Consider the following 21,627-nt stretch of genomic DNA (forward strand, 5'->3'; position numbering starts at 1 on the left):
ATCGACGGGGCGGGGCGGGGCGGGGCGCGGGCGGGGCGGGGCGGGGAGGCGGGGCAGCGTGGCGAGGGTGTGGGGGCGGGGTGGGGAGGGGTAGGTTGCGTGGGATGGGTGGGGTGGGGGAGGTTCGGGCAGCGCTTGCGCAGGTGGCGGATCCGGAGCGGGCGGCGGGGGTTGGTCGGTATCTCCAGATGGTGCCGGGTGGGTACGGCGAGGGGGACCGGGCCATCGGGGTGACCATGCCAGAGCAGCGCAGGGTGGCTGGGCGGTACTGGCGTCAGTTGTCCCTGGATGAGGTGGCGACGCTGTTGGGCAGCGAGGTGCACGAGGAACGGCTGACGGCGATCTTCGTCCTGGTGCGGAAGTACGCCAGGGGTGACGAGGTGCAGCGCGAGGCCATCTTCCGCCTGGTGCTGGCCAACACGGACCGGATCAACAACTGGGATCTGGTGGACTCCTGCGCGCCGTACCTCCTCGGACCCTGGCTGATCGATCGGGACCGTGCGATCCTCGATCGGCTGGCCGCCTCCGACCTGGTGTGGGAACGGCGGATGGCGATCATGGCGACCTTCGCCTTCATCAGGGCCGGCGACTTCGAGTGGACCCTGCGGCTCAGCGAGCGGTTGCTGGGCGACCCGCACGACCTCGTCCACAAGGCGGTCGGTTGGATGCTGCGCGAGGTGGGTAACCGGGATCGGGCGGTGACCGAGGAGTTCCTGTCCCGGTGGCACCGGGACATGCCTCGGGTGACGTTGCGGTACGCGATCGAGAAGTTCGAGCCGGAGCGACGACGGCAGTACCTGGCCGGGACGATCACCCCGCCCGCCGCGCCGTGAAGGCTAGAGCCAGCCGTTGTCGTACGCCATCCGGGCGGCCTCGTGGGGGTTGGGTGCCCCGGTCTTCGACACGGCCGCCATGACGTGTGCCTGCAGGGTCGCCGTCGACAGCCCGAAGATGGAGCGTAGGGCTGGTACCGGTGTGCCGTCGTGCAGGGCGGCCAGGATGCCGCGTTCGCGCTGGGTCAGCGGGCCGGGGCGGGGACGTTCGACCGGCGCGGTCGAGGCGGAGCTGCTGTCGGCCAGTTCGATGTCGATGACCCGCCGACCGGCGTGCACGTCCCGGATGGCCCGGCACAGTCGGTCGCTCGGCGCGTCCTTGACCAGGAAGCCGGCCACTCCGGCCTGCATGGCGCGGTCGAAGTTCCCCGGGGTGCCGACGCTGGTCAGCACCAGGATGCGTACCGGTGAGCCGGCGTCCTTCAGGCGTTGCGCGGCGACGATGCCGTCCATGCCGGGCAGGTCGATGTCGACCACCGCCACGTCCGGCCGGTGTTGCTCGATCTCGGCCAGGATGGTGTCACCGCGCTCGGTCTCCGCCACGACTGTGATGTCGTTCTCCAGAGACATCAAGGCCACCAGCGCACCACGGATGAGGTTCTGATCCTCAGCCACCAACACGCGGATCATGGATTCTCCTCGGTTCTCAGCAGGGGATGAGTACGGTGAGGACGAATTCGCCGCCGGCGCGGTGCTCGGCGGTGAGGGTGCCGCCCAGCGGGGCGAGCCGCTCGGCCAGGCCGGTGAGCCCGCTGCCACCGATGTCGTCGGTGGGTGCCGGGGAGGCAGCGCCGTCGTTGACGACGTCGAGACGTACCTGGTCGTCGGTGCGGCTCATGTTGACGCGGCACCGGCTGGCGCTGCTGTGCCGCAGCAGGTTGGTGGCCGCCTCGCGGACCGCCCAGGCGAGCACCTCCTCGACCGGTGCGGGCAGGGCGGCGGCCAGGGTGGCGACCTCGCACCGGACCCCGGCGGCCACCAGCACGGACTGCACCCCCTCCAGCTCCCGTTGCAGGGAGTCGCGGCGGTAACCCTTGACCACGGTGCGGACGTCGCGCAGCGACTCGCGGGCGATGCCGTACACGTCGTTGAGTTCCGTCCGGGCGCGGACCGGGTGTTGTTCGAGCAGCCGCAGGGCGAGTTCGCTCTTGAGCGCGATCGCGGAGAGGTTGTGCCCCAGGGTGTCGTGCAGGTCGCGGGCGAAGCGCACCCGCTCGGCGTCGACCGCCAGGCGGGCGACCTCGGCCCGGGCGGCGAACAGTTCCTCGATGAAGGCGACGAGGACGATGATGCCGGCCAGCGCGGCACCGGTGAGCACGTCCTGCACGGTCAGGAAGGCGACGCCCGGGGTGTCGAGCAGGATCCGTTCCACCGTGATCAGGACGAGCACCCCGGCGGCCAGGAGCAGGCCGTACCGGGGACGGAAGGTGACCGCCACGGCGGCCAGGGCCAGGAAGCCGATCACCTGCCAGTTCCGGTCGACCAGTACGGGCAGCAGCAGCACGATGCCGGTGATCAGCAGGGCGTCGTGGCGCCTGCGGTCGCTCCACGGCTGACGCATGGCGTGGGTGACGAGCCGGATGAAGGCGGTGGCGACGACCGTGAAGCCGGCCGCTCCGGCGATCACCACCCACCAGGGTCGGCCGCCGGTGACCGCGGTCACGATGGGCAGCAGGCCGAAGGCGAGCATGGCGACCGTGAAGACGTACGCCACCGTTCGGGTGACCACGACCGCCCGAGCGCGGCGGACCTGCCCGGCGGCGGGTGCGGCGGCGCCCGCCGCCGGGTTGATGGCGACCATCTCAGGCGCTCATTCCGACGCAGGCCCCCGGGCAGCTGACGGTGCCGATCGTGGCCATCGCCGCGCCGGCCGCGGTGCTGAGGTCCTCGACCGCGATCTCACCGGGCGCGGGCGGCAGGTCGGGGACCTCGTCGCCGGCACCGAGCACGATGCCGTACTCGGCGAGGACGGCGGTGGGGTCCAGTCGGTAGCGGTCGGCGAGGGCAGGATCGGACCACGCGTCGGCGACCAGTCGGGCAAAGCGGGTGCGGTGTTCCGCCGGTACCGGGGTCATCGGTTTCTCCCTCCGAGCAGATGGGCGGGGTGTCCCGCGCAATTTGGGCGCCGACCTGTGGCCGGCGGGCGGCTGCGCGGGACACCCGGGCCGCCTGCCTCAGTTGCCCATCGGCTCTTCGACGCTGAAGGTGCCGGCGGTGCTTGCGGTGAAGGCGGTGCCACCGATGGTGCTGATGGAGCTGGCGCTGCCCAGGGTGCCCTCGGCGGCGCCGGCGGCCACGGCCTCCAGGGCCTCCATGCTCAGGTCACCGGTCGGCTTCGGGGGCAGCAGCGGCGGGGCCACCGCGGCCGGGTAGTCGATGCCGTGCTCGGCCAGCACCTCGTAGGGGCTGGTCTGGTAGCGGTCGGCGAAATCGGTGTCGGACCAGGCGTTCGACACGATCTTGGCAAACTTCCGGCGGTCCTCGTCCGACAGGACGTAGATCCCTTCGGCCATGACGATCCTCCTCGTACCGCGCCAGCGGAGCCGGCGCTCGCTGATGTGCGAGGAGCGGACATCTGGACTGTCCGCTGCTCCGGTGGGCGCGGGATTGCGGCCACCGAGCCGTCTCCCGGAGAGTCACCCTTCGGTGATCTCCGGTGGATCGGCCACACCCATGGTGGCGTCCGGCCGTCGCCGTCAAACAGTCATCATCGACACGACCTACACATGACGAGTGTCATGCCCGTGCCCGCGATCGCCGGACACGGACGAGGCCACCCTCCGCAGGGGAGGGTGGCCTCGGTGGGAGGTCAGGCGCTGATCCAGCCCCGATCGCGGGCGATCCGGATCGCGTCCACCCGGTTGCGGGCCCCGATCTTCGACATGATGGCCGACAGGTAGTTGCGTACGGTTCCCGGCGCCAGATAGAGCTTCGCGGCGACGTCGGACACGTCGGAGCCCTTGGCGACCTGGGACAGGACGTCGCGTTCGCGTTCGGTCAGCGGGTTGGGGCCATGGTGGAAGGCCGCCACGACGATCTCGGAGTCGATGACCCGCTCGCCCCGGTGCACCCGACGGATCGCATCGGCCAGCCGGGCCGGTGGGGCGTCCTTGGGCAGGAATCCGGAGACCCCGGTCAGCATCGCCCGGGCGATGTTCGCCGAGTCGGCGTGGCTGGTCAGGATGACCGTCCGGCAGGTCGGCAACCGCTGGCTGAGGGCGCCGGCCGCCGCCAGGCCGTCGATGCCGGGCAGTCCGATGTCGAGTACGGCCACGTCGGGACGGTGTGTCAGCGCGTGCGGCAGGATCGCCGTGCCGTCGGCCACCTCCGCCACCACTTCGAGGTCCGCCTCCAGCGACAACAGCGCCACGAGGGCGCCGCGGACCATGTGCATGTCCTCCGCCAGCAGGATCCTGATCATCGAGTTGCCTCCACCATTGCTGCCTCCGTGACCGTGCTGGGCACGTAGACCGTCAGTTCGAAAGATCCGGCACCGACCGGGCCGGCGTTCAGGTGCCCGTCGAGATCGTGTAGGCGTTCGCGTAGACCCTCCAGCCCGTTGCCGCCCCCATGGGAGGGTCCGGGGGGTACGCCGTCGTTGACGATGCGCAGGCGCAGACCCTCGTCCTGCGCTCGCAGGGTGATCGAGCAGTGTCGGGCGGTGCTGTGCCGCAACACGTTTGTGGCCCCCTCCCGCAGGGCGAAGGCGAGGGGGGTGGCGGTCTCCGGCGGCAGGGTCTCCAGGGGCACGGTGTCCACCTCGCACTGGATGCCGGCCGAGGTGAGCACCGAGGTCACCCCGGTCATCTCACCGGCGAGTGAGACCGTGCGGTAGCCGGCCACCACCTCCCGGATGTCGCGATGGGCCTCCCGGGCCAGGCCGATCAGCTCTGCGATCTCCCGCTCGGCGGTCTCCGGCCGGGTGCGCAGGACAGCGGAGGCCAGTTCCCCCTTGAGCGCGATGGCGCACAGCTGGTGCCCGAGCACATCGTGCAGGTCGCGGGCGAAGCGCAGCCGCTCGATGTCCACCGCCCGGTGCGCGAGGGTGGCCCGCAGCCGGTGGACCTCCCACACCAGGGTGGCCATCTTGACGAAGCCGAAGACCACCGCCCCGGTCAGGGCCACGCCCAGGGTGGCGTACGCGATGTCGCTGGGATCCTCGTGCACCAGCAGGGCGAACGGGATCTCCGCCACCACCACCCCCAGATAGGCCACATAGGCCAGTGGCGCGCGCAGGGTGATCAGCAGTGAGGCGGCCAGGAAGGACGGCACTCCCAGCCAGGCGTCGCCGGCCAGCGGGGCCGGTGCGTACGACAGGATCGCCTGGAGCAGCAGGGTCCACGACCAGGTGACCGGTGGTTGGGCGCGCAGCCCGTGCCAGGTGTGCCGGAACTGCAGCAGCGCCACCCCGATCAGGGCCAGCAGGGCCAGTCCGGCCTGCGGCACCGGTTGGGTGGTGATCACCCGGGAGGCGGGAATGCTGAGGTAGGCGATCGACAGCAGGAAGACCAGTGTCTGCGCGGTCCGTACCGCGACGCCCGTCGTCGCATTGTCCGGGTGGGGCGCAGTGCCCGCGTCGACCATTCAGCTACCCCCAAGCACTTGCCAAGAAATCCTCACATTCGTCTATAGGGTCAGCAACCAGCCGAACAGTCGTCGTAATCAGACCGCCTTACCGCTTCCCTTCCCAGCGGAAGAAGTTGCGGGTGGCGATCACCCCCACCGCCCACCACAGGCCCAGCACCGCCGCGTCCCGGGCCAGGGAGCCGCCGCCGTAGAACGCCGCGCGGACCGCGTCGACCAGAGCGGTGACCGGCAGCAGTTCCGCGAATGTCCGCAACCAGTCCGGAAAGACCGACAGCGGAACAAATATTCCCGAGCATGCGAAACAGGCGAACAACACCGGAATGCAGAGGATCTGAGCACTTTCTGCATTGGGCACGACACTGGTGTAGGCGGCGGCCAACACGGCGAACACCGCGGTGCCGTAAGCGAGGGCGGCGAGCAACAGGAGGGGATTGCGCGGGGCCGGCACCCCCAGGGCGGCCAGCCCGATCCCCAGCAGCAACACCAACTGCAAACCACTGAGGACGTACGCGGTGAGCACGTTGCCGGCCAGGATGGAGCGGTTGGACAGCTCCGTCCCGCGCAACCGTTTGAGGATCAGGGCGTCTCGGCGGCTGGTCAGGGTCACCACCAGGGTGGTGAAGGTCGAGTAGACCGTGATCATCGCGATCATGGCGGTCAGGAAGTGGCCCCGGTAGGGCACCCCGTCCCAGTCCAGCCCCGCCGGCACGGTGAAGGGGATGCTGACGCACATCGCCACCGGCACCAGGAAGGTCGGCACCACCAGGGCCCGGTTGCGCCAGAACAGTCGCTGCTCCAGCCGCCACACCGCCACCGAACCGCCGAGCATCGTCACCGTACTCACTGCTGCCCCACCTCCTGCGGCACGGCACCGACCGAGCCGGGTCGCCGATCCGGCCGGTCGTCGACCAGCCCCAGGTAGACCTCTTCCAGGCTGGCCGGCCGGACCGCCACCTGGGCCAGCACCCGGCCACGGGCCGCCGCCCAGGCGAACACCTGGGTGGCGGTCTCGTCGAGGGTCCGGGTACGGATCACCACCCGGCCGTCGGCGTACTCGGCCGACCAGTCGGCGGGCAGATCGGCCGGCAGCCGGTCCGCCGCGAAGCTGATCGTGCCCGTCCCGGCGGCCAGCACGGTGGGCAGGTCGCCGGAGACGGTCAACCGCCCGGCCTCCATCATCAACACCCGCCCGGCCAGCCGCTCGGCCTCCTCCAGGTAGTGGGTGGTCAGCAGCACTGTCGTGCCGCCCGCGGCCAACCCCTCGACGACCTGCCAGGTGTTGTGCCGGGCCTCGGGGTCCAGCCCGGTGGTCGGCTCGTCGAGGAACAGCACCCGGGGCCGGTGCAGGATCGCCAGCGCCAGGTCCAGCCGACGCCGCTGCCCCCCGGAGAGCCGGCCCACCCGGGTCCGGGCCTGGGGTCGCAGGTCCACCAGATCCAGCACCTCGTCGCGGGGCATGGCATTGCTGCCGAACCGCCGCCAGGCCTGCACGGTCTCCGCCACGGTCAGCTCACCGAGGAAACCGGCCTCCTGCAACATGATGCCGACCTCCCGGCGTACCTTGGCCCGGTCCCGGTAGGGATCGCCACCGGCCACCCGGACCCGCCCCGAGGTCGCCGCCCGGTGCCCGGCCAGCACCTGCATGGTGCTGGTCTTCCCGGCGCCGTTGCGGCCCAGCAGGGCCACCACCTCGCCGGGGGCCACCTGGAAGCTGACCTGCTGCACGGCCCGCACGGAGCCGTACGCCACCGTCAGGTCGTCCACCTCGATCATGACGGCTCCCCGGCGGCGCGGTCGTGGCGGGCGGCGCTGATCAACCCGGCCGCCCGATGTGCCCAGTCCGGGTCGTTGACGCCACGCCAGTTGGTCCGGCCCTGGTGCGGATCCGTCCCGTCGGCCCAGCGCGGCAGGCTGCCGAGCATGAACTCGCCGACGGACGACTCGACCTGCCAGTCCAGCCCGAAGACCCGGGCCGACAGGTGGGCGTCGCCGCTGCCCAGCCCGCAGGGGGCCAGTCCCATCGCGGTGGCCACCAGGTACGCGGTCTGGTACGCCACCCCGACGTGCTTGAGGGTGGCGGCGTACCCCATCGCGTCGTACTTCCAGGTCATCCGGCCGAAGCGGGAGGTGAAGGTGATCAGGGCGTCCGGGGTGGGCGTGCCGCCGGTGGCCTGGGCGGCCCCGGCCAGCATCCCTTCGATCAGGGTCGGGTCGTCGCAGACCCGCACCAGTCGATGCGTCCCGGCGTCGTAGTGGTAGGCGGCCCGGGGCAGACCGGCCACCCGGTGGGCGGTTACGTAGATCTCCAGGTCCCCGGAGGCCCCACCGGTCGGGTACGGCCGGTCGACTCCCTCGTACGGCATCCGGTTGTCGTGGTCCGGCCCGTACACCGAGCGCACCCGGCCGACCCGGTAGAGGAACTCGCCCAACTGGGCCAGGGTCATCGGCTCGACCCCGAAACCCCGCACGGATCGGCGGGCCTCCTGCACCAGCACCAGGGGCGGGTCGTTGGCCCGCAGGGTGTCGAAGTCCGGTCGGGGCAGCACCACCTCGGGACCGGCCGGGGCGGGCTTGACCGCCGGCAGGGGTGGCCGCACCCCGACGAACGGGAAGGTGGCCCCGAAGGACTCGTCGGTACGCCCGCACCGGCTGCGCGAGTGGAAGTACAACTCGTGCAGGTCCCACTGGTCGGCGGCCGGGTCCACCGCGTCGGTCAGCTGCGCGGCGGCCAGGAAGCCGACCAGGTGCCGGACGGCGGCCTCGTCCAGGCCCAGCCGATCGGCCAGCGCCGGCACGGTCAGCGGGGTGGCCAGCGCCCCGACCAGGGCCACCGCCTGTTCGTGCAGCAGGCTGACCCGAAACGGTGCCAGCCCCGACTCGACCACCAGGTGACCCTCCCGGCGGCGCAGCAGCGCCAACCGGGACAGCCCCACCGCGGCGTCCCCGGTGTACGGGGCCGGGGTGAACCGAAGGTCCGTGGTCAGCGGGGTCACCCGCAGCCAGCCCGCTTCACCGGCGGGACCGAGCTGCTGCTCCAGGGCGCTGCCGATGCGGTCCAGCAGCCAGTGCAGCCGGGCCAGGACGGCGATCTCGTCGTCCCCTCCGGCGGCGGCCAGGGCCAGCGTCTCCAGCTCGGTCGGGGTCACCTCCCTGGTGGCCAGAGCCTGAAGGACGGCGACCATCGGCAGGTCCCGTTCCCCGACACAGGCCCGGCCGTGCCGGGACCACAGGGTGAGCTGCCCAGCGTCGGGCACCAGTCGGCTCGACGGATGCAGCCGCAGAGCTCTCTCGTAGGGCCGGGTCGACTGCGTCACGGTCATCGCGCCCCTCCAAGGCGTCGAAGGAACAGTCCGGCGGTCACAGGAACATCGGGATCGGGTTGAGGGCTTCCTCCGGGGTGGGCTGGTCGAGCCAGCCGAGCCGCACCGGTACGTCGTAGAGGCGTCCGGCGCCGTACCGGGCCCAGAAGTGCCGCATCCCGGGCACGATCACCTTGACCACCGGCAGCTCCAGGTCGGGCCGGGTCTGGTCGAGCACCAGCATCTGCATGCCGGCCTGCTCGACGAGCCCCCGTACGGTGTCCACGTCCTGCTTGAGGTCGGCGCTGGCCAGGTTGCGGTGGGTCGTCGCGGTCGACACCTGCGCCGAGGAGGCCAGGTAACCCTCCGAGGCCAACGTGGCGTGGCGCCACCAGCCCTGCTGGACCGGGTCCGGGTAGGCGTAGCCGCTGCCGTCGGGCTGCACGTCGATGACCGCCGGCAGGAACTGGTTCATCTCGCTCAGCGCCCGCTGCACTGCGGTCTTCGCGTCCAGGTGGGCGCCGAAGGCCATCAGGATGTCCTCGGCCGGCTTGTCGGTGCGTCGGCTGATCGCCGCCGCCACCGGGATGCCGAGATCGGCGGTCAGGTCCAGCACCCACAGATCCCGGTTGAGCCCGGCGTAGACCTCCCGGAACTCGTCGAACCACGGCTCGCGGAAACTGTCCAGGTCGAACCGGGGCATGTTCAGCCGGTTGTACCACCACAGGGCGACGCTGTCGCGTTCCACCAGTTCCAGGAAGCCCTGCAACACGGCGTCCTCGATGCTGGACCCGGCGGCGTTGCCGTTGGAGCAGGCCGAGGCGAACAGCTCACCGGAGCGGCTCGGGTACTGGAAGTACAGGTGGGCGGTCGGCACCTGGAAGTGCCGCTCGTGGGTCAGCGACCACACCGGACTCCACTCGATCGGCCGGTCGGCCGGCAGGGGGTCACAGACGATCTGGAAGCTGGACCGCTGCGCCGCGTTCCAGGCGACCCGGTTCTCGTGCTGCCGGGGGCTGTAGAGCTGAAGGTCGTTCGGGGCCAGCGCCCGGTCGCCCAACTCCTCGAGGGTGGCGGTCATCCGGGGTTCGTCGCCGACGAACAGCCCGCTGTAGCGTTCGATCGCCTCGCAGATCGCGCTGGCCCGGGCCTGGGTGTCCGTGGTGCCCTTGCCGGCGGCCATGCTGCGCAGCCCGGTGCGCAGATGCCGCAGGTTGTGCACCCGGCGGGCGAAGTTGTGCCCGGCGTAGTACCCCTTGACGAAATCCCGGCCGGTGGCGAAGGGCCGCAGTTCCCGCACCACCCCGGTGACCGAGCTGACCTGGGGGGAGTAGCGGGCCAGCACCTCGTCGGGCCGCTGGGCCCGGTGCCCCCCGTCCCCGGTGTAGGTCTTGGTCCGCGACTGCAACCGCACCGGTGCGGCGAACCGCCGGGCGACCAGCTCCGGGTCACCGCAGGAGGGGCACTGCGGGCGGCGGTGCAGCGGATGCCGCTGGGTGTCGAAGTAGATCGTGTCCAGGGTGAGGATGCCGTCCTCCTGCTCGGTGGCGAGACCGGCGAGGTGCTTGACCGCCTCCAGGGCGGTCAGCCGGGCCCCGATCTCCCGGGTGGTCGGCAGGTCGGCCAGCGGCACCCGCAGCGGCCCCAAGTGGTCCAGCTTGTCGCGCAGGTACTCATCCACCTGCCGGTGCCCGGAGAGCCGGAAGGCCACACAGGCCCAGCAGCCGTGCTCCCGGCCGGCCGGTTTGAAGGTCGGGCCGATCCACAGCACCGAACCGACCGGCTTGGTCAGCAGCCAGGGACGCCCGGTACGCAGGGCCGCCTCGTTCTGCTCGGCCAGCTCCGGGTTCAGGTAGTTGTCGGTGGCCACCACGGTCAGGTCGACCTCGCCGGCCTCGGCCGCGCTGACCGGGGTGACCCGCAGACCGGCCGCGCCGAGCGCGGCCAGCAGGGGCTGCGGGTCCACCTCACCGACGACCGACAGCCCGACCGTGGCCGTGGCCAGCTTGCCGGCTACCACCTCGGCGCTGGTACCGGCCATGTCCCAGAAGGCCGACTCGCGCTGCGGCAGCTCCGGGTCGACCCGCAGCACGACCCCCATCCGGACCAGCCGTTCGATCAGGAACAGCACCCGCTCGGGCGGTTCGTCGGACAGGGCGTCGAGCACGTCGTCCAGATCGTGCTTGCCGTCCAGCAGCGGCAGGACCCGCTCGGTCAGCTCACCCTCGATGACCTGGTGGCCACGCTCGGAGAACACGTAAACGGCTTCGCCGGGCACGTTCTCCACGCGCAGGTTCCGGCGTACCCGTGGACGGATGGTCATCGCATCTCTCCCGTCAGCTCATCGCTCGAAGCGAGGTAACGTCCTCTTCGGCCAGCGCCAGGCAGGCCAGCCCGGCCGCCGCCAGACCGTCGACCGCGGACAGCTGGGTCCGGTCGGGGCGGCGGCGGTCGGGGAACCAGCGGCCCTGGCTGGCGCGGCGACTCAGCAGGGTCCGGGCCGCGGCGTGCGCGGCCGTGCGGGACTGCTCGTCTCCCTCGGCCCGCCAGGCCGCCAGGCCCAGCTCGATCCGGTTGATCAGGTCGACACTGGAGGGTGCACCGGCCGATGTCGGGGCCACCGGGTCGGCGGGCCGGGGCCGGCCGAGGGTGGCTGCGGCCACGGTGGTCGCCAGCCGGGCACCCGGGGTGGCTCCGGCGGTCAGCACCAGGTGCTCGCCGTCGGTGCTGAGGCCGTGCCGGGCGCTGTACCGGGCCAGGGCCATCACCACCCCCGGTGCCCCGCCCGGCAGTGCGTCGAGCAGGGCCACCCCGGCGGGGTAGGTCGACCGCACCCCGTGCGGCAGTTCGGTGAGCAGTTGCTCGTACAGGCGCGCGGCCAACTCGTCGGCCGCCGCGCAGGGCTGCGCCTCGGTGAGCTTGAGCAGGGCCAGCAGCAGACCGGCCCGGCCGGTCACCGGATCGGCGACACTGGCCCCGCTGTCCAGCAGGTCAGCGGCGGTGGACACCAGGCTCTGGGCCTGGGCCAGCAGCTGCGGATCGCCGATCACCTGCCCGCACCGGGCCAGCGCGTAGATGGTCGCGCCGATGCCGACGAACCCGCCGACCGGGGGTTGCCCGCCGGCCATCCGCCGGTAGAGGCTGGCCTGCCCGGCGACGGCGGAGAACTCGGTGGTGGCAGCCAGGGCGTCCTGGGCGAACGCCCAGTAGGTCGGCTTGCCGGTGCTCTGGTACAGCTCGGCCAGGAAGACCGCGATTCCGGCGGTGCCGGTGAGCAGGTCGCCGTGCAGGGGTTCGAGCTGGTCCAGGCCGTACGCGGGGTAGTGGACCGCCCCGACCCAGCCGTGCTGCCCGTCACCGACCGGCAGGGCCGCGGCGATGATGTCGTCGGCCGCCGCGCAGGCGCCCGCCAGAAGCTGGTCGTGGTCGACCTCGGCGCGCAACATCCTCGGGTGGTAGACGGAGATGCCCAGCCGGGCCGGATCCCGGCGACCGTCGGGATCCCCGGGCGGCGGGGTCCAGATCGGTCGGCCGCCGGAGGCGAAGTCCAGACAGGCCGCCAGGGCCTCCTCCGGCATCGGGGTGCCGCACTCGGCCCGTTCGATGAGTTCGTCCAGCCGGGCCCGCAGCCGCTGCCAGGCGGTGCCGGAGAAGTGGTTCTCGACCCGGGAACCCTCCGGGGTGCGTACGGTCGAGGTCATCGGTTCGGACTGGAACAGCGGGATGTCCAGCCGGCGCAGCGACTCGATCTCCCGCTCGATCATCTCCAGGCTGTCGGTGCGGCGGGGGTCGGTGTGCAGCACCTCGCGGGCTCCCCGGAACAGCCGGGCCAGCACGATCTCCCGGGCCACCCCGTCGGTCAACGCCAGCGGCCCGGAGGCCACCTGCAACACCGACAGGTAGTCCCAGGTGCTGCGCCAGATGTAGCGGACCCGGGCCCGCGCCAGCAGGTGCAGCGGGCCGCGTTCGGCGGCCAACGCGTGGGCGTTGGCGACCAGGCAGGCGTCCATCTCGCGGTAGCCGGCCACCACCTCGTCGGCGTACGCCGCCGGGTCGACCGGCCGACCGTCCACGATCGGCCGGTACGGGGGCGGCTCCCACCCCTCGGGGAAGCCGTCGGAGTCGACCGCCAACTGTTCCTGCATCGGCGCGCAGCAGCCGATGTCGTGCGCCCGTCGACCGGGGGCCCCGATCCGGGGGTAGGAGATCACGGCGGTCTTGGCGACACTCTCCTCGACCTCGTGCCACAGGGCCTCGGCCCGCGCCCCCAGCAGCACCGGCTTACGCATCCGCCCCTGCAGGATGTTCTCCAGGTCGATGAACATCGGCCGCTCGCCGATGGCGATCAGGTTGTCCGCCCACAGGTCGCGGCATTCCAGCAGCTGGGCCAGCCGGGTGAGCATCCCCAGTCGGCGGTAGAACCGGGCCGGGTCCTCCCCGCTGCGGCAGGGGCGGGCCACCACGTACTCCTCCCACCCGTAGCCGTCGCGCAGCAGCACCTGCCGGGTGGTCAGGTCCAGCGGCAGCCCGTGGGTGTTGAGGAAGGTCAGCACATCCATGAACCCGGCGACGCTGCTGAGGTCCTTGGGCTTGTAGACGACCCGCTGACCGCCGACGAAGGACAGCAGGCTGACCGTACGGCCGCTGTCGTGCAGGTCGCCGGAGTCACCGGAGTACGAGGCCAGGGCCCCCGGGTCGGCCCAGGACCACAGTTCCCGCCGCAGCATCGGCAGGTCCTGGTGCAGCCGGTCGAAGACCTCCCCGACGGCCCGCTTGTAGTTCAGGCAGGTGACCCCGATCAGGTACGCCAGGCCGGGCAGCCCCTCCAGCCGGCTGAGCCAACCCAGCCGGCTGACGTCGATGCCGGCCCGGCCGTACCAGTCGACCGGGGTGGTCGAGCCGTCGGCGATCTGGAGTTCGAAGGCGAGCGCGGCGTGGCACACCTTGATCAGACGTTGCACCAGTTGGCCGGTGACGTCGTCGGCGGCCTCCGGGGTCAGGGCCACCCCGCGCAGCATGTTCTGCCGCAGCCCGGTCAGCCGGGCCGCCGCCCGTTGGAAGGAGACGAAGACCCCACCGACGAGTTCGGCGGCCGGGTCCTGCGCGGCCGTGGGCGGCTGGGCCAGCAGGAAGTCCACCAGGGCGTACGCCCAGTCGGGCAGTTTGCCGGGGTCCCGCACGACCACGTCGACCAGCCCGGCGCCCAGGTCCCGGCTGGTCTGCTGGCGGTGCAGCAGCAGGGCCCGCAGGGACACGTCGTCCTCGGCCACCGCGGAACGCAGCCACCGCTGGGAACGTTCGGCCAGCTTGCGGCGGCCTCCGGAGCGTACCGGGGCGAAGTAGACGCCGGCCTCCCGCTCGTCGAACGGTGCCGCCAACGCGATGACGCTGAGCAGCCGCTCGTCGGCACCGCCGAGACCGAGCAGGGTGTCGGGTGCGGACATGGCACCCAGACCGATGGATGCGCTGGTTGTGGTCATCAGGTGACCTCCTGCCTGGCGACGAGTCGTGCGAACAGCGGTGCGGTGGCGACCAGATCGTCGAAGGTGCCCTCGGCCGCGATCCGTCCGTTGTCGAGTACGTAGATGCGGTGGGCGGCTCGGATGGTGCTGAGTCGGTGGGCGACGACGATCCGGGTGACGTTGAGTTCGGCGATGCGGTCGGTCACCGTGCGCTGGGTGATGTTGTCCAACGCGCTGGTGGCCTCATCGAGCACCAGCACCGGCGGCTGCTTGGCCAGGGCGCGAGCCAGCATGAGCCGCTGGATCTGTCCGCCGGAGAAGGCCTTGTTGTCCTCGCTGACCATGGTGTGCAGCCCCATCGGCATGGCCCGGACCTCCTCGGCCAGACCGGCCAGCCGCAGGGCCTGCCACACCCCCTCGTCGGTGAGGTCCTCGGTGCCGGCGGCCACGTTGTCGCGGATCGAGCCGCGGACCGCCCGGGCCTGCTGGAGCACCACCCCCAGTTGGGCCCGGACCGCCCGTACGTCCAGCTCGGACAGGTCCCGGCCGTCGTAGCGGACCGCACCGGAGCTGGGGGGTACCAGGCCGAGCAGCAGGCGGATCAGGGTGGACTTGCCGGCGCCGGAGGGGCCGACGACGGCGACGAACTCGCCCGGCTCGGCGGTGATGCTGACCCGGTCCAGGACGGGTCGGCCGGTGCCGGGGTAGGTGAAGGTGACCTCGTGCAGCTGCACCCGGCCCCGCAACCGGCCGGGGTCGGCGGCCTCCGGTGCCACGTCCGGTGCCGCCGTCAGCACCGGTGCCAGCCGCCGGTACGCGGCGACCAGCGAGAAGGCCGAGATCACGCCCCCCTGGAGCATCCCTACCGAGGCGGCGAACTGCCCCACCGCGATGCTGGCCGCGACGAAGGTGCCGAGGGCGACATCCTGACGCAGGGTAACCACGATGCCGAGGGTGGCCAGCAGGGTCGGTTGCAGGGCCGCCGCGCAGGCCGCCACCCGGGCCTGCCACCGCAGGGTCTCGGCGTCCGTGCGGCGCTGCCGGGCATACCGTTGCGCCCAGCCGGCGAAGACCCGCTCCTCACGGGCCGCCACCTGGATCTTCTCGATCGCCAGCAGGGCGGTGTGCAGGAAGCCGGCCACGGCCGCGAAGGCCTCCCGGTTGGCCAGCTCGTGGCGTTGCTGGCGGATGGCGGCGTAACTCGCCACCGCCATCAGCAGCACGGTGGCGCCGAGCACGCACCCACCGACGAGTGGATCGACGACGACCAGGGCGGCCAGGCTGACCAGGCCGAAGGCGCTGCCGAGCACCCCGGCGGCGACGCTGTCGGACAGCGCCTTGCGCATCTCGGTGACCGAGTTGGCGCGCTGGACCAGGTCGCTGGTGCCCATCTCCTCCAGTGCCCGGACGTCCCGGCTGAGCAGATGCGACCAGACCGCCGGTTCCAGGCGCAGTTGCAGTCGACCCTGGAGCCGGACCAGGGCGGCGTTACGGGCCGACAGCAGCAGGGCGTTGGACACCACGAAGCCGGCGATCAGGGCGGCCAGGCTCCACAGCAGTTGACCGCCGACGCTGCCCCCGGCCACCCCGATGATGATCCACGCGGACAGGAACGGCAGGACACCACCGATCAGGGCGGCGAGCAGCCCGGCCGACAGCAGGAAACCCAGGTCGGGGCCGGCGCCGTGGGCGGCGAACCGCAGCAGCCCCCGGGCGGTGACCGGCTGGTTCGGTGACAGCGGGGGATAGACCTGCCAGGCGGTCTGCTCGTACTGCGCCGCGATGGCCGCGGTGACTGGGCGACCCTCGGGAGTGCGGTAGCCGCGCCGGGCCGGCAGCAGCGCCACGGCCGGCCCCTCGACCGGGAAGACGATCAACGGGGCGGCACCGTGGCGGTACCAGCGGCCGTCGAGGCGTACCTCGGTCCAGTGCAGTCCGGCGGCCCGGAGCGCGGCGACCAGGCCCAGGCCCGGGGCGGGCTGCGGCAGGTCGTAGTGGGCGGCCAGGGTCCGCGCGGCGTCGTCGTCCGGTCGTTCGGGCCGCTCGGCGGCGGCAGCGGCGAGCCGCCGCCAGGCCTCGTCGACCGCGGCGAGATCCGCCGCGGCGCGGTGCGTCGGGGTGTCCAGGGTGAGGGGGTCGACGGTGGTCATTTCGTCCGCCCATCGGTGGCCAGCCGCCGGTAGACGCCGTCGGCTTCGATCAGCTCGGAGTGGGTGCCGCGCTGCACGATCTCGCCCCGGTCCAGCACCAGGATCAGGTCGGCGTCCCGCACGGTGGAGATCCGGTGGGCGATGAACATGCAGGTCACCCCTCGTTGGCGAAGCGCCTGTAGGACCGCGAACTCCGTACTCGCGTCCAGGGCGCTGGTCGCCTCGTCGAGCACCAGCAGGGGTGGGTCGGCCGCCAGGGCCCGGGCCAACTCCAGGCGCTGCTGCTCCCCGCCGGACAGGTTGCGGGCGTGTTCGCTGACCGCCCCGCTGTCCAGGCCGCCCCGCTGCTCGACCAGCCGGTCGATGCCGGCGTCGACCAGGGCGGCGCGCAGCCGCTCCTCCGGCAGGGTCGGATCCCACAGGGTCAGGTTGTCGCGCAGGTTGCCCTCGAAGAGGCGCAGCTGTTGCTCCACGTAGCCGATCGAGGCGGCCAGGGTACGCCGGGAGTAGGTCTCCCGGGGCCGCCCGTCGAGCAGCACCGTCCCCTCCCACGGCTGCGCCGCCCCGACGGCCAGCCTGGCCAGGGTGGACTTGCCGCTGCCGCTGACCCCGACCAGGGCCACCCACTGACCGGGTTCGGCCGTGAAGGAGATGTCCCGGACCAGGGGTGGGCGGTGCCGGTCGTAGCCGAAGCTGACCCGGTCGAACTCGATGCGCCCGGACAGCCGGGACGGCTGCTCCGGTTCCGGGGCGGCGTTCGGCTCCAGGACGGTGGCGCGGGCCGGATGCGGGGTGGCCGCCAGGGCGTCGTCGATCACGGAGACGTGCACCCGGGTCACCTGGATCTCCGAGCCCAACCCGACCAGCAGCCCCAGGGGGGCGAGCATCGCCCCACCCACCAGTTGGGCGGTGAGCAGGGTACCGAGGTCGATCCGGCCGCCGGCGACGTCGTGCGCGCCGACCAGGGCCAGTCCGGCCAGGGCGGCCGGGCCGACCGCCGCGCTGAGCGCCATCACCCCCAGGGTGGCCGAGGCCAGCGCGTTGGCGGCGTCCATGGTCCGGCCGGCCGATCGGGCCCAGGAGGCGAACAGCCACCGCTCGGCGCCGTCGGCCTTGACCGCTTCGATCATCTTCAGTCCGCTGTGGGCGGTGCTGTCCCGCCGTAGCTGCTCGAACAGCAGCCGTTGCTGGTGCGGACCCGCCCGCCGTCGTACCAGGTTCAGCAGCACGATCTGCGCCGCCATCGCCAGCGACATCACCACCAGCAGCCGGGGTGCCAGGTAGCCGATGAACAGCCCGTACCCGGCCACGGTCACCGCTGCTGCGGCGGGCAGCACGACCCGCTCGGACAGCGCGATGGCCAGGCCGTCGTTCATCTGGGTCCGGTTCACCAGGCCGCTGAGATGCCGACGGTGGAAGAACTCCCCAGGCAGCCGCAGCAGGGCGGTCAGGTACCGGCTGGAGAACCGGGTGGCCATCACCGCCAGGGCGGTGGCGAAGATGCGCTGCTGGGCCCACCCGGCCAGGGCCGCCAGCAGCGCGCCACCGACCAGGATGGCCAGCAGCGCCGGGCGCCAGGCCAGGTCGCCGATGATCAGCACCCGGTTGAGCACGGCCCGCATGGACATCGAGGCCAGCAGGGTCGGCACCGCGGCGACGGCGCCGAGCAGGGCCCCGGCGAGGATCATCGGTGCGTACGGTCGGATCCGCTGTGCCACCGCGCGGGCGAACGGCCAGCGCTCACCCCCCGGCTCGAACTCCGGGGTCCGGCTGGCGATCAGCACCGGGCCGTTGGCCCGGGTGGCGAACTCGGCCGGGGTCAGGGGCAGTCGGCCCACCGCCGGATCGTTGATCCAGGCCCGGCCCCGCCGAACGCCCTCCAGCACCGCGTAGTGCCGGCCGTCGAGCAGCACCACCGCCGGCACCGGCAGCCGGGAGGCCATGTCCAGGTCGGAGGTGTCGATCCACCGGCCGGTGACCTTGAGTCCGTAGCCGGCGGCGGCCCGGCCGAACCCGGAGGCGGTCATCCCGTCCCGACCCACCCCGCAGCGGTCCCGCAGCTCGGCCAGCGGCACCCGTCGGCCGTGGTGGTTGAGGATGATGCTCAGGCAGGCCGCGCCGCAGTCGGCGTCCTCCATCTGCGGGGTCTCGACGGTGCGTACGGCCCGCTGCCGACGTGGCTGGGGCTGGGGTTCCTCCGCCCGGGGGGCGGTGGTCTGGTTGTCGGCGAGAACGACCATCACCGACCACCTCCGAGCAGAACGTCCAGGGGCCGGTCGGTGCCGACGATGAGGTCCAGGCGCACGGGGGTCAGGGTGGCGCCCGGCCAGGCGGACACCCCCAGGTCGACGAGGACCGGCCGGACCAGCCGCTCGTCGGGATACCCGGGCAGCCGCGGAATCCCATACCGGTCGGCCAGGTCGGTCGTGCTCAGCGGGTACGCCTCGACCTGGGTGACCGTGCCGCTCAACCCGGCGCCGCGCACCGGCGTCCCGGCCGGGATGCCGGCCGGCTGACCGGCGTCCAGCAGCAGCAGGGCGGACAGTCGTTGCTCGGCCCGGTCGACGGCGCCGAGGGTGACCCCGCCCTTGACCGAGTCGCCGGGCCGGACGGTCAGGGTGCTCAGGATTCCGGTGACCGGGCTGGTCACCTTGATGGTCTCGTCGTCGCCCCGCAGGGTCAGCAGCACCTCCCCGGCCGCCACCGGTCGGCCGGGGACCACCTCGACCGAGGCGACCGTGGCCGTGGCCGGGGCGGTCACCACGGTCGGGCCGCGCCCGGCCAGCAGGATGCCCTCCAGGGACACCGTCGACTCGATCCGGGCCACCACGGCCCAGGTCCCGCCGACACCGAGGGCCAGGAGTACGGCCGTCAGCAGGGCCCAGCTACGCCGGGTGGTCAGCCGTACGACGTCGTCCAGTTCACCGGTTCGTGGCATGGTGCCTCGCCTCCGCTCGGATCGGCAGGGGTTCACCGGCCGGGGTCACCGTCACCGGCAGTGAGTCGTACGTATTCAGGGCGGGGGTGTGCCGACGTCGGGCCGGACCGGACCCGGCCCGCAGCCCCTCGTACGCCGCCAGTTGTCGCAGCACCTCGGCGGCCTGGATGCGGGCCATGGCCGCACCCAGGCAGTGGTGAGGTCCGCGCCCGAAGGCCAGGTGTCGACCGGGCCGACCGGGCCGGAACTGGTCCGGTTGCGCGAAGACCGCCGGGTCCCGGTTGGCCACCGCCCAGAGCAGGAACACCGGGTCGTTGACCTCGATCACCTGACCCTCCACCTCGATCGGTGCTACCGCCCGGCGGGCGGCCAACCAGACCGGGCTGTGCAGCCGCAGGCACTCGTCGACCACTTCCAGGGCCTGGTCGGGATCCCGGCGCAGCCCGGCGGCCAGCTCCGGTCGGTCCAGCAGCTGTGCCACACAGATCGAGATGGCCGCGGTGGCCGTCTCCAGGCCGTTGATGAACAGCAGCACCACGAACGAGACGAACTCCTCCGGACTGAGCCGGGCATCCGTACCGCTGGAGGCCCCGAACAGCTCGGCGACGAGGTCGCCGGTGCGGCTGCGGCGGGCCGCGGCCAGTTCCTCGATGAACCGCAGCATCTGGTCGACCTGCCGGTGCACCTCGGCCAGCTGCTCGGCGCTCTGACCGAAGCGGAAGAGCTGACCGGTGAGGGTCCGGGCCCACCGGTCGACCTGGGGCCAGCTGCTGGTCGGCAGGTCCAGCAGCCGGCAGGTGGTGAGCACGGGCAGCCGCTCGGCGACGGCCGGCACCAGGTCGAACTCCGGGCCGCCGGCCGTCGCCTGCGAGATCAGGTCGGCTACCAGGTCGCGTACGGTCTCCTCCAGGCCACCGGTGCGGCGGGCGCTGAACGCCCCGGACACGAGCTGCCGCAGACGGCGGTGGGGGGCACCGTCGCGGAAGCTCAACATCCGCCCGAAGATCAGTTCCAGTCGTTCGGACTGGGTCAGCGGCAACGGCGGGTCCCCGGCCCGTGGATCGATCACCAGCCGGGGGTCCCCGGCCAGTCTCGACACCTGTTGGTAGCCCGACACCAGCCACAACCCGCCGGTACGCAGCACCGGCGCCTCGGCGAGCAGCCGCCCGTACCGGCTCGGATCGTCTCGGGTGGACGGGTCGAGCAACAACGCGCGACCCGTGGCGGGCAGGCCGGACATCGGTGTTACTCCGCCAGTTGGGTGTTGACCCAGCAGAACGTGCCGAGGCAGAAGCACGGAACCGGCTCGGTGGGGCCGCTGGCCAGGTTGTCCACTCGCAGGATGTCCTGAGGTGCCCCGGCGGCGCCGTCCAACCAGGAGGCCGCGAGCGCGGCGGCCCGCGCCCGGATCACGCTGACGGTGTCTGCTTCGAAGTCGCGCATGTGTCTCTCCCGAAGTGGCGCGTCTGGTTCCTGCACGGAGCGGCGATTGCGGATAGGATGAAGTCAGCTGTGGGTATCTGGACTACCCACAGCTGTTCCATGTCCCGGCTGTCCCGCTAGCGGCCCAGCCCGACTCTTCCCCGATCGCCTTCCGTACCTCTGGTGTGTCGGCTGCGTTGCGGATCAGTGTTTCCCCCAGCCGTCACCAGCGGTAGGGCACCGTGCACCTCCCACCCATGACAGTTGTCATGCCCCCGCCCCCCGCGCCCCCTTCTCCCGCCGATCTTGCACTTTCCGTCGCCGCATAAGCCGCATAAGCCACGTATCAGCGACAAAAAGTGCAAGATCTGTGAAGGTGTTTGTCAAGTGGTGGCTTCGAGGGTGCGCCAGATTTGGCGGGCTATGTAGCGTTTGAGGCTGCGGGTGATTTCGGCTGGGGTGCGGCCTTCGGTGGTGCGGCGGTTGATGTAGTCCTTGGTGGGTTGGTGGCATCGTTGGCGGGTTTTGGCGATGGTGTGCAGGGCGGCGTTGAGGGTGCGGTCGCCGCCTCGGTTGAGGCGGTGGCGGGTGATGCGGCCGGAGCTGGCGGGGATGGGGTTGACGCCGGCGAGTGAGGCGAAGGCGGCTTCGCTGCGGAACCGGCCGGGGTGAGCCACCCCCGCTTTCATGGAGCTTCTTGATCATGGTCTGATGGCCGTGGGGAGGAAGTCGTCCGTGGCACCACCGAAGAAGTACCCCGATGAGCTACGTCAGCGTGCTGTGCGCTTGTATCGCGAGTCGGATCCGAAGCCGGTGATCCGGCGTCTGGCCGAGCAACTCGGCGTGCATCACGAGGTGTTGCGGAACTGGATCCGTCAAGCCGAGGCCGACGCCGGTGAGCGCACCGACCGGCCGACCGGCGAGATGGTGGAGGAG

The 21,627-nt window shown here is 71.9% G+C and carries 18 protein-coding genes and 1 pseudogene; 2 read left to right on the top strand and 17 right to left on the bottom strand.

Annotated elements, in window-relative coordinates:
* Positions 1-104: 104 nt before the first annotated feature.
* Positions 105-833, top strand: a complete 729-nt coding sequence (locus ACLQ2T_RS26590; protein WP_425769088.1) for a DNA alkylation repair protein — start codon at positions 105-107, stop codon at positions 831-833.
* A 3-nt stretch (positions 834-836) separates the two neighbouring features.
* On the opposite strand, the gene ACLQ2T_RS26595 is transcribed toward ACLQ2T_RS26590, so the two are convergent.
* The 17 genes and pseudogenes from ACLQ2T_RS26595 to ACLQ2T_RS26675 all read right to left on the bottom strand — a co-directional run.
* Positions 837-1,463, bottom strand: coding sequence for a response regulator (locus ACLQ2T_RS26595; RefSeq protein WP_425769089.1), 627 nt, complete (start codon positions 1,461-1,463; stop codon positions 837-839).
* A gap of 16 nt (positions 1,464-1,479) precedes the next feature.
* Positions 1,480-2,634, bottom strand: coding sequence for a sensor histidine kinase (locus ACLQ2T_RS26600; RefSeq protein ID WP_425769090.1), 1,155 nt, complete (start codon positions 2,632-2,634; stop codon positions 1,480-1,482).
* 1 nt (position 2,635) lies between these two features.
* A complete protein-coding gene (locus tag ACLQ2T_RS26605) occupies positions 2,636-2,908 on the bottom strand; it encodes a TIGR04351 family putative TOMM peptide (protein WP_425769091.1) in 273 nt (90 codons plus the stop codon).
* 99 nt (positions 2,909-3,007) lie between these two features.
* Positions 3,008-3,346 (bottom strand): TIGR04351 family putative TOMM peptide, encoded by a 339-nt coding sequence (locus ACLQ2T_RS26610; RefSeq protein WP_425769092.1) that lies wholly within the window; start codon positions 3,344-3,346, stop codon positions 3,008-3,010.
* A gap of 296 nt (positions 3,347-3,642) precedes the next feature.
* Positions 3,643-4,254, bottom strand: coding sequence for a response regulator transcription factor (locus tag ACLQ2T_RS26615; RefSeq protein WP_327026053.1), 612 nt, complete (start codon positions 4,252-4,254; stop codon positions 3,643-3,645).
* On the bottom strand, positions 4,251-5,417 hold the full coding sequence (locus ACLQ2T_RS26620; RefSeq protein WP_425769093.1) for a sensor histidine kinase: 1,167 nt from the start codon (positions 5,415-5,417) through the stop codon (positions 4,251-4,253). The genes ACLQ2T_RS26615 and ACLQ2T_RS26620 overlap by 4 nt, the downstream gene beginning before the upstream one ends.
* A gap of 88 nt (positions 5,418-5,505) precedes the next feature.
* Positions 5,506-6,264 (bottom strand): ABC transporter permease, encoded by a 759-nt coding sequence (locus ACLQ2T_RS26625; RefSeq protein ID WP_425769094.1) that lies wholly within the window; start codon positions 6,262-6,264, stop codon positions 5,506-5,508.
* Complete coding sequence (locus tag ACLQ2T_RS26630) at positions 6,261-7,193, bottom strand: ABC transporter ATP-binding protein (RefSeq protein ID WP_425769095.1); 933 nt, start codon at positions 7,191-7,193, stop codon at positions 6,261-6,263. The genes ACLQ2T_RS26625 and ACLQ2T_RS26630 overlap by 4 nt, the downstream gene beginning before the upstream one ends.
* Entirely contained in the window at positions 7,190-8,740 is a 1,551-nt protein-coding gene (locus ACLQ2T_RS26635; RefSeq protein WP_425769096.1) for a SagB/ThcOx family dehydrogenase, read from the bottom strand. The genes ACLQ2T_RS26630 and ACLQ2T_RS26635 overlap by 4 nt, the downstream gene beginning before the upstream one ends.
* A 37-nt stretch (positions 8,741-8,777) precedes the next feature.
* Positions 8,778-11,042 carry a TOMM precursor leader peptide-binding protein gene (locus ACLQ2T_RS26640; RefSeq protein ID WP_425769097.1) on the bottom strand — a complete coding sequence of 755 codons (2,265 nt, stop codon included), beginning with the start codon at positions 11,040-11,042 and terminating at the stop codon, positions 8,778-8,780.
* Positions 11,043-11,055: 13 nt separating this feature from the next.
* The gene (lanM, locus tag ACLQ2T_RS26645; RefSeq protein WP_425769098.1) at positions 11,056-14,199 is read right to left on the bottom strand and encodes a type 2 lanthipeptide synthetase LanM; all 3,144 of its coding nucleotides are present in this window, start codon (positions 14,197-14,199) and stop codon (positions 11,056-11,058) included.
* A complete protein-coding gene (locus ACLQ2T_RS26650; RefSeq protein ID WP_425769099.1) occupies positions 14,199-16,331 on the bottom strand; it encodes an ATP-binding cassette domain-containing protein in 2,133 nt (710 codons plus the stop codon). The genes lanM and ACLQ2T_RS26650 overlap by 1 nt, the downstream gene beginning before the upstream one ends.
* Positions 16,328-18,571 (bottom strand): peptidase domain-containing ABC transporter, encoded by a 2,244-nt coding sequence (locus ACLQ2T_RS26655; protein WP_425769100.1) that lies wholly within the window; start codon positions 18,569-18,571, stop codon positions 16,328-16,330. Before ACLQ2T_RS26655 ends, ACLQ2T_RS26650 begins: the two co-directional genes overlap by 4 nt.
* Complete coding sequence (locus ACLQ2T_RS26660) at positions 18,571-19,269, bottom strand: biotin/lipoyl-containing protein (protein WP_425769101.1); 699 nt, start codon at positions 19,267-19,269, stop codon at positions 18,571-18,573. Before ACLQ2T_RS26660 ends, ACLQ2T_RS26655 begins: the two co-directional genes overlap by 1 nt.
* Positions 19,253-20,509 (bottom strand): cytochrome P450, encoded by a 1,257-nt coding sequence (locus tag ACLQ2T_RS26665; RefSeq protein ID WP_425769102.1) that lies wholly within the window; start codon positions 20,507-20,509, stop codon positions 19,253-19,255. Before ACLQ2T_RS26665 ends, ACLQ2T_RS26660 begins: the two co-directional genes overlap by 17 nt.
* Positions 20,510-20,514: 5 nt before the next feature.
* Positions 20,515-20,712: a hypothetical protein gene (locus ACLQ2T_RS26670; RefSeq protein WP_425769103.1), complete on the bottom strand. Its 198-nt coding sequence runs from the start codon at positions 20,710-20,712 to the stop codon at positions 20,515-20,517.
* Positions 20,713-21,074: 362 nt separating this feature from the next.
* Positions 21,075-21,374 (bottom strand): annotated as a pseudogene (locus ACLQ2T_RS26675) (transposase); the annotation flags it as partial.
* A gap of 4 nt (positions 21,375-21,378) precedes the next feature.
* Between ACLQ2T_RS26675 and ACLQ2T_RS26680 the strand changes: the two are divergent.
* Positions 21,379-21,627, top strand: a 249-nt coding sequence (locus ACLQ2T_RS26680; RefSeq protein ID WP_425769104.1) for a transposase, incomplete at its 3' end; no start/stop codon positions are given.

The organism is Micromonospora sp. DT229 (assembly GCF_049844505.1).
Lineage (GTDB): Bacteria > Actinomycetota > Actinomycetes > Mycobacteriales > Micromonosporaceae > Micromonospora.